The sequence below is a fragment of the Leptospira fletcheri genome, assembly GCF_004769195.1.
GTDB classification, from domain to species: domain Bacteria; phylum Spirochaetota; class Leptospiria; order Leptospirales; family Leptospiraceae; genus Leptospira_B; species Leptospira_B fletcheri.
This window is the reverse complement of sequence record NZ_RQET01000008.1, coordinates 44,420-58,573: the sequence shown is the minus strand read 5'-3', so window position 1 is coordinate 58,573 and position 14,154 is coordinate 44,420. Positions and strand designations below refer to the sequence as shown.

Genomic DNA, 14,154 nt, shown 5'->3' with positions numbered 1-14,154 from the left:
CCTAGGACCGTTCCGTGATCGTCACCCAGGAACCGTTCCGATTTTCCGAAACCACTTTGCGATCGTACAGATCGGTCAGCTTCTCGGAGGTGAACGCATTTTCGATCCGGCCGGAATACAGGATCTTACCCGATTTTAAGATTGCCGCGTGCTCATAGAAAGGAGGGATCTCGTCCAAACGATGGGTGATATAGATGGATGTGAAGTCCCGTCTTCTTTTGTACGAAATCAAAAATTCGATGAATTCCTCTCTTGCGGTGAGATCCAAACCGGAGCAGGGTTCGTCCAAGATTACGAAGTCGGGAGAGGTGGACATGGCGCGTAAGAAAAGGACTTTCTTCTTTTCTCCGGAAGAGAGAGTTCGAAACAACTGCTTCCTTTTGGCTCCCATTCCGTTTTCTTCCAAAATGCGATCCGCCTCTTTTTCTTCCCAGGCACTCGGATCCCGATAATAACCGATGGTATGAAAAAAACCGGTTAGGAGTACGTCGAAAACGGTTAGGCTTCTTTGGAGAGCGCTTTCCTGTTGGGAGGAATCCAGAACGCCTATCCGGGTGCGGAGTTCCTGCAGAGGAGCTTCTCCGAACGCTTTTCCGAACAATTCGATTTTCCCCTCGGTGGGCCATTCCGTTCCGTATACCAGATTGACTAAGGTAGTCTTGCCGGCTCCATTTCTACCTAAAAGAGCCCAGTGTTGGTATGCGCCGATTTCCAGATCGATTCCGTCCAGGATCGGAATTCCGGATCGAAGAAAACGAATTCCCCTCAGAGTCAACAAAGAAGATTCAATTTTCTTCATTCGATCGTTCGTAGGCTTTGGACAACTTTTCGCAGGTGTCCTCGAATTTCCTCTTATCATCCAGTTCGAATTTTCTCAGGATGCTGGAATCGATCGCATAATACGTGACTTTTCTCTCGAGAAAATCCGTCATCATATTGGCCAGATAAACGGTTTCCACTAAGTCGGCATAAATACTCTTGGATACCATAAAAGGTCGGTGGTGAAATTCGATCATGCTCACGAGATCGGGAGGAAAATCCCATTTTTTCGCGAGCATTCCTCCTAACGTAGGATGAGAAATTCCGATGGAAATCTCCTCGAAAATCGTGGAGCTGCTCAGGTCTCTATGCTTTTGATACGCGCTTAATTTTCGGAATAACGCGGGGTCCAAAGCCAAGAGTACGAGTTTTCCCAGATCATGGAGAAGGGCACCTGCGGCGGCGATATCCGCGATTTTCGAAAAGCCCGCTCTTTGGGAAACTTGGCGGGCCAAATAACTGGTGAGATTGGAGTGGTTCCAGACTTCCTGGAGCTTCGTGTATCTTCCCTCCATGATTTTTCTGACTCCGGAAACGTAGAGAAGATTCCTCACGTTCTTCAGGCCCACCACTTTTACGGCCTGCACGATTGTATTCACTTTATTCCTACTGGCAAAACCCGCGGAATTGGAAAGCTTCAGTAAGTCCGCGCTCAAAGCGGGATTTTTTTCTATTTCGTTTGCGATCACCCCTAGGTCGGAATCCGCGTTGTTACACAGACTGATGATCCGAGTCAGAGTGTTCGGTAGGGGGGGAATCCCTTCTATCTCCGTAAAGATCCGATCCTTCAACTTGGTAGTGACTTCCAGAGGGACGATCTGTTTCGGCACGACCAGGGTAGCCCGGGTAAGCTTTCCATCCGTCTCTATCTTGAATTTATCCATTCCGATTCCGGAGTTTTTCAGTAGGAGCTGTATGAGAACCAGACCGAGTCCTGCGCTTTCCTGGCTGTCCGCCATGGTTAAAAACGCTTCCGAAAGATCGTTGAATTTACTGGCGGATTCCAATCGGGCCTTGATCCGGTCCATTTCCTGGGGAAGGAGGGGGGCATCGTTTTCCACGAGGAAGATCAGATTCTGGTTCAAGATCTTGGCTCGCAATCTGACGGAAAAGTTCGAGCCTTTCAGGACGGATTCCTGCTCGTCCCATTTGTGGATGATCTCCTCCAAAAACCGCTTCATCCCCTTTTGGTACTGGGAAGGTTCGTTGATATTCAGACCTTCGGACAGAAAAAAGATCCGTTTGGCGTTTGCCTTATTCGCGTTCATCAGAAGCTCTTTCAGGATCGTGGAAATCACTTCCGTGAGGAAAAGACGGTCCAAATGACCTAGGATCTGTAAGAGCAGGAGGTAAATTTGCTGGTGGTCTTCGTCGGATAGGAATCGATATTCTATGTCGATTTCTTTCCCTGATGCAAGGGATTCCGCGGATTCGGGGACGTTCAACATGCCCTTCAAATGTAAGTCTCAACTCCTGATTCGCAAGAAAAAAATTTCCGCTCTGACCCTCCGACTTCCGAACCGTTTGTCCGGGAGCGGAGATATACTTACCGCTGTCCGGAGGTCGAAAGAGATGGAGATGGAACCGAACCGAGAGAATTCCAAAGGAAGATCTGCGGAAAATAAAACCGATCTAGGCCTCCAGGAGGAACTCCAGTTTTTTCTGGAAACGAGACTGAACGAACTCTTACGGGAAGCGGAAACGATGCGTACCGCCAAAAGCGTTCGGAAGGGAAGAAGGAAGAAATTCGGGGAAAAGGGACTTTCCGAAGGCAAAGAGCAGGAATACTTGCCTTTTCTGTGCCCTAGGCAGGAAGGAGAAAGTGAGGATCCCTCTTTTTCTCCGGCGGTAGGTCAGGGAAACGAAAATTGACCTCGGTCGGCGGTCTTTTTTATATTCTTATTTGTTAAATAAGGATAGACATTGCCGTGGAACCAGGATAAGCTTGAGAGGAATGGATAGCAGCTTCTACTACGAAGACGCCCCACAGGATGAACCTGAAAAACGCGATATTTTAGATATCATGGATTCCTACCGGTTCATGAATTCCTCCTATTTCTTCGATTTCCTGTCCGACGGCCGTTGGGACCACGGAAAAGGCTGGGTGGAAAAGAATATCAACCGAGACCAATGGGCCACCCGATTCGTACCGGGAACGATTGATCGTTATAAAAAGCCCAGAGATTCTTCCCCGTTTTAAAAAATTTCCCGCTTAGAGAGAGAGGATAGCAAAAAGGACCTCGTAGGAGGCCCTTTTCGTTGCTTACGAGCTTTCCTTCTTTCGTTAATCCACCAATTTCAAACCATCGATGTTGATGATCCGCCGGAAAACCAATTTGTTTTTTTCCTTTTGGGGATTGAAGATCAAAACAGCGATCTTGTTGAAAGTAAAATACCCCGGACGGTATTCCGTATAGTGGTGGGAAAAGATCGTAGTCTTGTATTTCGCGTTGTATATCGTGTAAGTGTGTTTGTTCAAGGAGTCGTGACGTTGCTTTTGCAGATCTTCTGCCGTCTGAGGAACGTAATTGCTGACGAGTACCTTATCCTTTGTCGGACCCGTCTCTCCGTATAGAGTGATCGGAAGAGCGGTTTGGGGATTGTTCGTCAGGTAATGCACAAGCTCGTTAAAGGAAGGGTTTCCTAGTTTCGCTTTTTCCCCTCTGGTGATCTTGTCGTCGTATTTCTTTTTGATTTCTGCGTAACGTTGGTCTCCCCAAACGGCCTTATTATCCAGCAGAGTCGGCATTAGGTTCTGGAAGTTAACCACCTTCGTATCATCTTCCAGGTCGTAGGTGCGCCATCTAGGAAACGGAACCAATTCGCGGTGTTCGTTCACTTTTGCAAGAGAGCTTTCGTTCACCGCAAGAATGTAAACCGAAAAATTCGCCGCATCGAAGTCGCGATTTTCCAGTTCGACCATTACGTCCACGAATTCCCCTTTTCCGTTGTCCGCGTGTCTGCGAAAGAAGGAGACTTCTTTTACGACCAATCGATCATCGTAATAGGCGAGAGGGTAGAACTCGACTCCCCCCTGGTTCGAAGCGGCCGGTTTTTCCGCATTTTGTCCTGATGCGGCGGTTCCCAAGATGAGTAGGAGTAGGGCGAAGGAAAGCTTTGCGAAGGATTTCATGCGTGTACTTGATCCCAATACGGTTCTTCTAAATAAATATCGACCGGAACCCCTCCAAACTTAGCCGGTCCGGAGGTTTTTTCGGGAAAAACCGCAAAGATTGCCGTTTTTCCAAGAACTGTCCGGGTATTGTCCTCCGAAAAGGCGGTTTTGTCCAGTCCTACCGAGGGAAAAGAGGACTATCCCTTTTTGATGTGGTTTTTCTCGTCTACGAGCACGACGTGGGGTTTGTATCCTTTCGGAAGGTCTTTTTCCTCCAAGGATCCGTAGGAGATGATGATGACTTTGTCACCCTTCATCCCGAGGCGAGCGGCGGCACCGTTCAGACAGATTTCTCCCGAACCGCGTTTGCCTTCTATCAGATATGTCTCAAACCGGGCCCCATTGTTTACGTTTACTACGGAAACTTTTTCATAGGGAAACATCCCTGCGGCATCGACCAGATCCATATCTACGGTCAGGCTGCCTTCATAATTCAGATCGGCGTCCGTTACCGTGGCGCGGTGTATTTTGCCCTTGCAAACTGTAATAAGCATGCTTTCGCCTTACCTACTCGCTAAAAAGTACCTTAAATATTTTGCCGGAGATATTCAAAAGCGTTTTTCTCTTAAAGAAATGGATTTTGGTATTCATCGTTTCCTTGCTGAATTTGATCTCGGAAAACAGGGGAGTGATCACGTAGTTCTCGTATAGGTTCGGATACACCCTGTTTTCGTCGTTTACGCTTCCTTTGAAATTCTCCAATACCTTTCGCAGGATTCTTTTTTCCTGACGGTTTAAATCGACTTCCTCTTCATGGGCCAGACCTACCCAGGTCAGGAGATATCCCGCGATTCCTTTGTCTGTCAATTTCGGCCGTACGTCTATTAGACGGTTTTCTTTCATATGAAGCAACGCTTGGTTCAGTTCCATCGCGTACGGAGAATCCTCTAAATGGATGTATTTTTGCCCGGTAATGATTTTGGCGTATTTTTGAAAGAATACTCCGTCCGCCAAATAAATCAATTTTGCTAGCTCTTGGCGGTTGCGGCCGTTCGGGGATTTTTGTAAGATAAAGGAGATGACTTCGAGCAGCTTTTCCATGGATTTGTAAGCGTGGTACCGTCGGTTTTCCTCAAACACCCCGTCCCGTATGAAAGGTACATTCTTTTTCAGGAGAAGGCCAGGACAAAAAGAAAGGAAACGATTCTATTTTTGGAACACCCTCCCACAATCACCGCGGGGATCAATTATAATATCGGCAATCTACTGCGGGATCCGGAATTCCTGTCCAAAAACGGAATTTCGTTGCATTATATCAAACGGGGAGGGGATTTTACGGCTCACGAACCGGGACAGATCGTGGCGTACTTGCATCTGGATTTGAAGGCCCGGAACCTGAGCATTGCCGATTTTCTACATGCGGTTTTGGGCTCCGCCGCGGAATCCTCCAAAAAAGTTTGGGACTTGGATTTGGTGCAAAAGAAGGAATCTCCGGGTCTGTATTTAGCCGACGATCCGGAAAGAAAAATCCTCTCCATAGGTGTTCTATTCAAATCCTGGTTCACGAGTTACGGAATCGCATTGAACCTTTCCAACGATTTTTCGGCTTTTCGGTGCATTCATCCTTGCGGGGGAGACTGGAGAAATATGACCTCCGTTTCGAAACTCGGCTTGGATACAGGGGAGGACAGACGGAGGGAATGGATGTCCTCTTTTGTGTCTAAGTTTTGGGAAAGAATTTTCGCCGGGAAATCGGAACTGGAGCCTATAAACTAGGCCTGTTCCCGCTTTTTCTCCTTTAGAGAACGGACCGAATCTACCGATTTTAAGGAAGAGAGGTCATCAGGTGCAGACTTTTAAAAACGTACTTTTCTTCCTATTCACTCTCCTGGTTTGCGAAGGAATCGCGATCGGCGCTTCTGCCTGGTCCTTTTTGGAATCCACCTCCGCATCCTTCGAACAATTGAAGATCTCTTCGGATCACAGAGCGAGAGATACGATCAGCTCCCTTTCCAAATCCACCGAGGCTAAATTGGATGTGGAAAAGCTAGCCGATCTGGATTTTACGTTCGCTAGGTTGGTCAAGGTCACTTCGGGAGATACGGACGGATTTTGGATCAAAGAAATTTCCCTGGTAGACGATAGAGGAGTGGTGCTCGCGTCTTCGGAAGAGGCATTTTTAGAAGATCCGGTTCGCAAGAGGAAGCCCGAGAATAAGTTTCTTTCTCCTACTTATACCTTCTCTCACCGTCTTAGAAAATGGCAGGTCGGGACTCCGGTTCTACTGGGGAGTAGGAAAGATCTTTCCGTTCACGAGCAACCTTTGCTGAAATATTTGGTTTCTTATTTTCCGGAGATCGGAGAACCGGACGTTCTACTTTCCATGGGAGTGTATCACCCGGAAAAATTGGAGCGGGTGGCTTCGCTGTTCATGACTTACGAGCGCGGGAATTTTACGAAATTTGTAAGTCATCAATCCGACCTGTTCTTTTGGATCACTCAGAACAACGCTTGGATCGCTTTGATTTGCGCGTTATTCATCTCTTTCATTCATCTGCTCATCAAGAGCGCCGGGCCTTCCTTTTCCGTCCGATCCGAGCCGGCTCGGCCTAGTACTTCTTCCGCCTCCCCTTCCGTCAGGCCCAGCGGTCCTCCGCCTCTGTGGGAAAAGGTGGATTTTACTTCCACCGACGGACCGGTTCGTTGGCAAGGAGGAACTCAAACTTCGGAAGCCTTGCCCGTAGCCTCCGAGCCTCCTAAATCCGTCGAGCCTGCACCCGTACCTAAAGCGATGCCTGCGAGTCCTGTGCAAACGGTCGCTCTCGAGCAGAAGGTCTCCGTCCCTCAGAATCCGGTTCTGGTCTCTTCGCAGAGATCGGAAAGGCCGGAGATTCTGGACGCAATTTATCTAGGATAATTCCTCTTGGAACTGAAAACATCCCGCATTCGTAATATTCTCAGAATCTCACCTGTGGGAATTCTGGATTCGCATTCCTCTCCGGATTTTTTGCGTTTCTTAAAGTCGCGCTGGGAAGAAGGGGAACGACTTTTTTTGGTCGTATGCGATTCGATTCCGTATCTGGAGGAGGAAGGAATCTCCTGTCTGTCGGAACTGAAGTCCTTTTTGAAGGAGAACGGTGGGCAAGTCGCGTTTTCGAATTGGAACAATGAGTGCAAACTGATCCTAGGGCTGTTCGGAATGAGTTCCTCTTTGCCGTTGTTTTCGGAGGAAAAGAGCGGAGTAGAATGGCTTTCTTCCTTAAAAATCGAAGATCGACGTTCGACCAAAAAGACCGCTTCCCTTTCCGAATTGCGGCAAACCAAACCTTTCCAGTTTTACTCTTCGTCCCAGTCGGTTTCTACGGAGGAGAAAACGTTTCCGGAGATCCGTTCTCTTCCGACGGTCGAAGAGGGATCTTCGGAAAACGTTGCCCCCAAAGAGCCGGAGAAAAGACGGGAAGAATCTTTTCCTGCGGAAAACAAGCTGGAACAATCCGTGGAAAGAATCCGATCTACGCAGGAAAGAATTCTGTACTGCGAGTCCTGCCACTCCCGTTTACGGATCCGGTTGCCGGGAAGATACAAGTGTCCTTCCTGCGGAATTCAGTTTGACTTGAATCGGATGGGCGGGGTTCGCTATCTGGAAAGACTCCTAGTCTCTCCGGAATAGAAGGAAACCTTGTCCAAAGCAGCTTCGCGTAGCTTCGCACTATCTTTTTACACGTTACTTTCCAGGATCCTCGGACTTTTTCGGGATCATTTCATGGCGGTTTCCTTCGGGACCGGAATGGTCGCCTCCGCGTTTTCCGTCGCTTATCGTTTGCCGAATATGTTTCGGAATCTTTTAGCGGAAGGAACCTTATCGCAATCCTTCATGCCTTTGTATTCGGAAGCCGGAAAGGAAGGGGAAGAGGCTGCGAGAAGAATGAGCGGTGCGGTGCTCGGATTCCTAACCGTAGTCCTTTCCGCATTCGTTTTGCTGATGTTTTCCTTTTCCCCATTTGCGATTCCTCTGCTTGTAGGCGGATCAGCGGAATATTCCGCATTAGTGATAGAGCTCACGTACATCCTATTTTTTCTGATCGTCACCGCCAGTCTTTCCTCCATATTCATGGCGATCTCGAACGTTAAGAACCGTTTCTTCGTACCCTCCCTTTCTCCCATCCTTTTGAACTTAAGTTATCTGGTCGTTTTTCTCTGCATTTTTCCTTTTATCGATTCCGATCTGCTCGGCAAGGTAAAGATACTCTGTTTCGGGATCATCGCCGGAGGAATCCTGCAATTGCTCGTTCAGGCATGGTACGTCGCCAAGAACGGAGAAGGTCCGATCTTTTCCTTGAATTATAGGCACCCTGCCATTCGAAAAATCTTTAAATTGATGCTTCCTGCCGCTTTGGGCGGAGGATTTTACCAGCTCGGATTGTTAGTGGATATCTTTCTCGCGAATATGGTGCAAAATGATCATCCCGGTTTGGGTGCCGTGGTCAGTCTGGATTATTCGCAAAGGCTCGTGCAACTGCCGACTGGGATCATCGGAGTGGCATTGGCGACCACTACCTTGCCGGCTCTACTCATCGCTTTAAAAGAAAACAGACATTCCGAGGTTCCGGACGAAATGTTAGGAGTCTTGGGCTTCGCTTCCTTTCTGACCGTTCCTGCCGCTTTGGGTATGGGTCTTTTAGCGGGCCCCATACTGGATTCGATTTATTACGGGGGAAAATGGGATCATATCGCGACCGAGACCGCCGTCCTTCCGTTGATTCTATATTCGGTAGCGGTCCCTTTTTACAGCATGAACAAGGTTTTGATTTCTTCCTTTTACGCGTTCCAGGATACCAAGACTCCGCTGAAAGTACAGGCGCTTTCCTTCGGCTTAAATCTGATTTTGAATTTTTCGTTGGTCCATTCGCTGCAACATTCCGCGATCGCCTTATCTTCGGCGGTATCCTCGATCGTTACTTGGTTGATCCTTTCTCGGAGTCTTACCAAACACGGGATCATTTTTCCCTGGTCCGGTTTCCTACGAAAGTCGCTCCGTTTGCTTCTTCCCTTAGCGGTCCTAGCCGCGATACTGATTTTGTACAGATCTTTCCTGCATGAGTCGGTCCTAAACGGACTTCAGGAAGAGGGTTTGGGATACGCGAACTCTTCCCGTCTTTCGCTTTTTTGTGCCATCCTTTTTGGAGGGGGTTCCTTTCTGGGAACGGCTCTCTTATGCAAATTGGATGAGATGAAATTAATCGCTGGAAAATTTAAAAGAAGACGGTAAACTCGTTCGGACTTGGATTTCCGGTGCGTATCGAGGTAAAAGTCAAACCCAATTCCAAAAAAACCTTCGTCCGACAAGAGGACGACGGTATTTGGACCGTAGCGGTTTCGGAACCTGCGATAGAAGGAAAAGCGAACGAAGCCGTAATTAAGGCGTTAGCCCGGGAATTCGACGTACCGAAACGTTCCGTGCGCCTCCTTCATGGAGAAAAGGGAAAAAATAAGTTGATCGAAATTTCCCGTGAAAGTTCCGTATGAATCCTCTTCGGAGCAAGTCTTTCTTCGGGTTCATTCTCGTCGCCTTTTCGTTGTCTGGATTCTTCGAGATTCGGGCGCAGTCCGGGGATTTTTTCGAAGACCTCACTTCGGAAAGAAAGCCGGTTTACGGAAGCGAAAAAGAGGAAAAGTATCCGATCAGAGCGATTCTGTTCAAAATGGAATCCTGGGAGGAGCATTTTTCCTGGGACGCGTTATTCGTTTTCGGGTACACACATTATCCGAAATTCAAAGAATACAATGCCTATCCTTTCTTTTATCACCTGAAGGATAAAAATTCGGATTCTTACCGAAGTTGGTCCCTCCCCCTTTATTTTAGCCAACGTATCGATAGAGGATCGTCCCGGGAAAGTTTTCATTTTTCCCTTTTTCATTCTTATTCCTACGAAGAGACTACGAATCATAGAAAGGAATCGATTCGCTTTCCTTCGTTTTTCCCCTTGGCGGGCAAGACTTCGGAGGATTTTGCCCACGGAAGTAAGAGTACTTTCAGTTACTTTCTTCCGTTTCTTTTTTTCAAGAAAAACGAGGAGGCTTCCGATTGGACTCATTTCCTACTTTTTCATTCTGGAGAGGACCGCGATTCCAAGTACGGCGCAGTACTTCCTCTGCTCTATTGGTCCCAAGGAAAATCCAAATCCCATCTTACCTTATTTCCTCTTTTTTCCTATCGTTCCGATCGGGATGGACTGGAAGGGAATTTTATCTCTCCCATTTTTTTCCGATCCTGGTCGGAGAACCCATCCCTGAACTCTTCCGAAACGAAAGTAGGCTTTCCTTGGCTCCTTTCCTTCCGATCGGAAAGGCGACAATCGGGGGAAGTGATGGAATCGAATTTCTTTAGCCCGATTTTTTTCCGGAATTATTCCAGATCGACCGGAACGAGCAGCAATCTACTGTATCTGATCGGGTGGAAAAGCGATCCCGAAAACGGATTGAAGTCGGCGTATTTCTTTCCTCTTTTGTTCTACCAGAAAGGCTCTCATTTTACGGCTTTCCCGTTTTATTTCTCCGGGTCCTCGGCGGATCGTTCTTACTGGAACATACTGGGATTGGCGGGAGCGGGAGACGACGGGAACGAGAGATATTCCTACGTTTTCCCTTTTTATTATAGAAGCGAATCTCCTTCGGAGAGGTTCGGCTTGTACGGTCCTCTGGAAATCGGCCAAACAGGATCCGCCTCTCAGCTGAATCTGCATCCTTTCTTTTATTCAGAGCGGTCCGATTCGAGTTCCTTTTGGAACGTTTTGGGGTTGGTCGGTCGGGGCAAAACCGGAACGGGGGAACAGAGATACGCGTACGCCTTTCCGCTCTATTTCCATAAAAACGGTGATTTTCGCGTATTCTTTCCTTTCTTTTTCCGTTTCGGATACGAGGAAGAGGAATATTCTTCTTTTGGAATATTCCATTATATTAAAAGATCTGCCGATCTGGACAGGACCTGGGCCTTGTTGTATTATTCCAAAGAGGACAGAAAGGAAAAGGAGACCGCGCGGATCCTGTTTCCGCTGTATTATTCTTGGGACACCCAAACTAGCAAAGCTTCCATTTTTCTTCCGTTTTATCTGAAATACGAGGAAGAGGACAAATCTTTGGACCTGAACCTGGCGGGGTTTTCTTCCTCAAAATCCTTGGGAACCCTACATGGTCTCACTTCGGCTTCGGTCGGAATCAACGATAAGGAAATCTACTTGGACACGGATTTTTCCTGGTTCTATAATCTGGTCCGGGTTTCGTACCGGGAGTCCCTTTCGAAAGATTCCCTCCTTTGGTGGAAAAGAAAGGTACCGGAGACGAAAGAAACCCTTCCATCCTCCGCTTCTCCCTCGGGAGAGGACGGACTTAGGAAATACAAGTCTTTATCCAGGGAAACTTCGAGGTCTTTTTTCGGGTTCAGTACCTTATTCGGGATTTTGAGTTACGAGAGAGGGGATGATCGCAGGCATTTCCGTCTTTTGCCTTTGGCTTGGTATTCCTGGTCGGAAGCCACGAAGGACCAGGTGACGGTTTGGTTATTGCCCCCCATTTTCAAAAGCAGGATCGGAGACCAGGAATACAATGTGATCTTTCCCTTTTATGCAAGGCAGGACGACGGTCCGGATTATCAGGAAGCCTGGATGATCTTGGGGTTCCAGAGGGGCAAAAAGGGGGAAACAAAGGACTACTCCGTTTTATGGCCCCTATTTCGGACCTATTTTTCCCCCGATTCCTGGGGATTCCGGGCCTTGCCCTTCGTGCTCCACGACTCCTCTCCGGAGAGAAGGAGAACGATTAGTATTTTGTATTATAATAATATTAAGATCTCTCCGGAGGGAGAGTCCTCCAGTTTTCACTCCCTTTTGCCCCCCTTGTATCATTCTAAGGCGAATACGAGAACTTTGGCTTCCGGGAATCAGAAATCCGACGGTTGGCAGTTTCTGTTTCCTTTCTTTTTCCGCACGTATGATTCCATGGAAGGGCCGGTCGGAGGGAACTCTCTTGTAGAGGTATATACGCTTTTATCCTATTACAGGAAATCCTCGGATATCGCGGGCGGATTCGATACTACGTTCTTATTTCCGCTTTACTATTACCGTCGGGCAAAGGCTCCGGGAGAATCTGCCGAACAGATCGAAAAAACGGATCTCGTCGTTCCGATCGGACTGTATTCCTGGAGAAAAGGGGAATCCAGTCGTTCCTTCTTTTTAGGTTATTACTCGGAACAGGATCCGGGAGTATCGTACGGAAATCTGTTAGGTATTTTCGCTTTTTCTAAAATAACCGCTCCGGATGCGGAATTCTCGGAGTCCAGGGTCTTTCCGTTCTTTTTTTCGGAATCCGCGGAAGCTCAGACCTACAGGAGATCGAAACTTCTCGTTCCTTTACTTTACAGTTCCCAATCTTCCGAGCTGAAGGACGGCACTTATTCGGTCAGGGAAATCCTTACCCCTTTGTATTATCGGTATCGTAAGACGGGAATTGCGGAACAGGAGGAAGAAAGATCGGATCTGATCCTACCGCTAGGCCTGTATTTTCATCGGGATTTTTATTCCAGTTCCCGGTTTATCCTAGGATATTATGCCAAGGAGAGTAGGGGTTTCTCTCATTGGTCCCTGTTCGGTCTGATCGCGTCGGAGAAGACGGAGACGGAAGCCCGGAGAAAAAAGAGCTTCAGGATCGCGCCTTTCTTTTTTACCGAGGAAAAGTCGGATTTGGAGAACGGTCAGGTCTACTCGAGTACCTTGGTTCCTCTGTTGTTCTATTATGATTTCACTCCGAGTTCCTATACATGGAACGTTTTGCTCCTAGGAAATCGCACGAAATCCGAAACCGAAAATTCTTTCGCGATTTATCCGTTCTATTCCTCTTCGGAAACGGACCTCTACGGAACGAAAAGTAAAACGATCTGGGGGATTCCGTTTTATTACGAACGAACGGAAAAAGAATCGGGTCTTTGGGATTCGTTTTCCGTTCATCCTTTCGGTGTGTTTTCGTCGGACGGCAAAGGCAAAGATCGAATGGATGAGAATTGGACGAACTTTTATTTTCTACCTCTTCCCACCTTGTACACTTCCGGATCTAGATCGGAAAGGGTCCTTTTTTGGTTGGGATTTTATTATCGTCGAACGGAACCGACCTCTCAGAGCGAGTCCCAAGAAATCAGCTTCCTGAAATTCTTGGCCTACAATCGTTCCCGATCCCAGAACGGAAGCTCCCGCGATTTTCGTATTTTCCCTTTGATTTCCTTTGGCGGAAGCGAGGGTACGGAAGACAAGGGAAGAACCGAGTCGACTACCAACTATATATTTCCGTTCTTTTTTTATCATAGAGAAGTTCGGCCTTCCGGAGGAGCCTTTCATCTAAACCTAGGGATCCTTTTCGATTTTGCGAGGGATTCCACGGTCGGATCCAATCGACTGATCTTAGGTCCCTTGTATTCGAGTTCTCGTCCGGACTCCAGCTCGTACGGACTGGTGCCTCTGTTTCTCAGGCATAGGTCCTCCGATTCGAATTTTTGGTTCGGCTTAGGGGCATATTCGTACGAGGACAAGGAAATCGATCGCTGGGGGTTCGCGGGAATTCTGGATGTAAATCGGGAATTGGCTCTACGCAAAAGAAACGTGAACGTATTTTTAGGATTGTTTCACGGAGAATACGAAGAGGCGAGGACAAGATGGGCGATTCTAGGCAGGTTGGTGGCGGGTTACGAATCGGATCGGGATAGCTTCGACACGAATTTTTTATGGCTCCGCTGGAAACGATCTCCGTCGGAAGGAATCGCGAATTTTCTTCCCTTGTATTATTATTATAGGGACGGCGGAGAAGTTTCCAATTTCATTCCTCCGGTTCTGGGATACTTTTCTTCCGGAAAGGACGGGAGATACGATATGGCCGGTTTAGGACTTTTGTACTACCGGAACGAATCCGTATCTGCGGGAGAAGACACGATGGTCGTGGCTTCCGGATTATTTTATTACCGAGTCCGCCCCGAAAGAGGCTACCGCTCCATGGGGGTATTGGCAGTACCTTGGTTAGGAGGATTACTTTGGGATTGGGAATACGAAACCCAGACGGATTACAGTAAATACTCCATTCTGCAAATCTTATATAGTAACACTACGAACGCGGGAAAAAATTACAGCAGGATCTTCGGCATCCGATTCTGAAGAGGACAAAAAAAAGCCGGAGACGAATCT

The 14,154-nt window shown here is 47.7% G+C and carries 13 protein-coding genes; 8 read left to right on the top strand and 5 right to left on the bottom strand.

Features of this window, described 5'->3' with window-relative positions; translation table 11 throughout:
• Position 1: 1 nt before the first annotated feature.
• Together EHO60_RS11115 and EHO60_RS11110 are read right to left on the bottom strand one after the other, a co-directional pair.
• Positions 2 to 799 carry an ABC transporter ATP-binding protein gene (locus EHO60_RS11115; protein WP_135768272.1) on the bottom strand — a complete coding sequence of 266 codons (798 nt, stop codon included), beginning with the start codon at positions 797 to 799 and terminating at the stop codon, positions 2 to 4.
• Positions 786 to 2,267, bottom strand: a complete 1,482-nt coding sequence (locus tag EHO60_RS11110) for an HDOD domain-containing protein (protein ID WP_135768451.1) — start codon at positions 2,265 to 2,267, stop codon at positions 786 to 788. Before EHO60_RS11110 ends, EHO60_RS11115 begins: the two co-directional genes overlap by 14 nt.
• Here EHO60_RS11110 and EHO60_RS11105 point away from each other — a divergent pair.
• Together EHO60_RS11105 and EHO60_RS11100 are read left to right on the top strand one after the other, a co-directional pair.
• Positions 2,266 to 2,691, top strand: coding sequence for a hypothetical protein (locus EHO60_RS11105; protein WP_135768271.1), 426 nt, complete (start codon positions 2,266 to 2,268; stop codon positions 2,689 to 2,691). The two genes, EHO60_RS11110 and EHO60_RS11105, sit on opposite strands and share 2 nt — an antisense overlap.
• 82 nt (positions 2,692 to 2,773) lie before the next feature.
• Complete coding sequence (locus EHO60_RS11100) at positions 2,774 to 3,019, top strand: hypothetical protein (protein ID WP_135768270.1); 246 nt, start codon at positions 2,774 to 2,776, stop codon at positions 3,017 to 3,019.
• Positions 3,020 to 3,103: 84 nt separating this feature from the next.
• Here EHO60_RS11100 and EHO60_RS11095 read toward each other — a convergent pair whose 3' ends face one another.
• The 3 genes from EHO60_RS11095 to EHO60_RS11085 form a co-directional block, all read right to left on the bottom strand.
• Positions 3,104 to 3,952, bottom strand: coding sequence for a hypothetical protein (locus EHO60_RS11095; protein WP_135768269.1), 849 nt, complete (start codon positions 3,950 to 3,952; stop codon positions 3,104 to 3,106).
• A gap of 179 nt (positions 3,953 to 4,131) precedes the next feature.
• Positions 4,132 to 4,488 carry an aspartate 1-decarboxylase gene (gene panD / locus EHO60_RS11090; protein WP_135768268.1) on the bottom strand — a complete coding sequence of 119 codons (357 nt, stop codon included), beginning with the start codon at positions 4,486 to 4,488 and terminating at the stop codon, positions 4,132 to 4,134.
• A gap of 13 nt (positions 4,489 to 4,501) precedes the next feature.
• Positions 4,502 to 5,035 carry a type II toxin-antitoxin system antitoxin SocA domain-containing protein gene (locus EHO60_RS11085; RefSeq protein WP_135768267.1) on the bottom strand — a complete coding sequence of 178 codons (534 nt, stop codon included), beginning with the start codon at positions 5,033 to 5,035 and terminating at the stop codon, positions 4,502 to 4,504.
• 12 nt (positions 5,036 to 5,047) lie between these two features.
• Here EHO60_RS11085 and EHO60_RS11080 point away from each other — a divergent pair, with 12 nt between their 5' ends.
• The 6 genes from EHO60_RS11080 (at position 5,048) to EHO60_RS11055 (ending at position 14,124) form a co-directional block, all read left to right on the top strand.
• Positions 5,048 to 5,710, top strand: a complete 663-nt coding sequence (locus EHO60_RS11080) for a lipoyl protein ligase domain-containing protein (protein WP_135768266.1) — start codon at positions 5,048 to 5,050, stop codon at positions 5,708 to 5,710.
• Positions 5,711 to 5,780: 70 nt separating this feature from the next.
• Positions 5,781 to 6,851, top strand: a complete 1,071-nt coding sequence (locus tag EHO60_RS11075; RefSeq protein WP_135768265.1) for an LIC_12071 family protein — start codon at positions 5,781 to 5,783, stop codon at positions 6,849 to 6,851.
• A gap of 6 nt (positions 6,852 to 6,857) precedes the next feature.
• Positions 6,858 to 7,604, top strand: coding sequence for an STAS domain-containing protein (locus tag EHO60_RS11070; protein WP_135768264.1), 747 nt, complete (start codon positions 6,858 to 6,860; stop codon positions 7,602 to 7,604).
• A 9-nt stretch (positions 7,605 to 7,613) separates the two neighbouring features.
• Positions 7,614 to 9,203 carry a murein biosynthesis integral membrane protein MurJ gene (gene murJ, locus EHO60_RS11065; protein WP_135768263.1) on the top strand — a complete coding sequence of 530 codons (1,590 nt, stop codon included), beginning with the start codon at positions 7,614 to 7,616 and terminating at the stop codon, positions 9,201 to 9,203.
• Positions 9,204 to 9,226: 23 nt separating this feature from the next.
• The gene (locus tag EHO60_RS11060; RefSeq protein ID WP_135768262.1) at positions 9,227 to 9,460 is read left to right on the top strand and encodes a DUF167 domain-containing protein; all 234 of its coding nucleotides are present in this window, start codon (positions 9,227 to 9,229) and stop codon (positions 9,458 to 9,460) included.
• On the top strand, positions 9,457 to 14,124 hold the full coding sequence (locus tag EHO60_RS11055) for an LA_1737 family protein (RefSeq protein ID WP_135768261.1): 4,668 nt from the start codon (positions 9,457 to 9,459) through the stop codon (positions 14,122 to 14,124). Before EHO60_RS11060 ends, EHO60_RS11055 begins: the two co-directional genes overlap by 4 nt.
• The last annotated feature ends 30 nt before the right edge of the window (positions 14,125 to 14,154 follow it).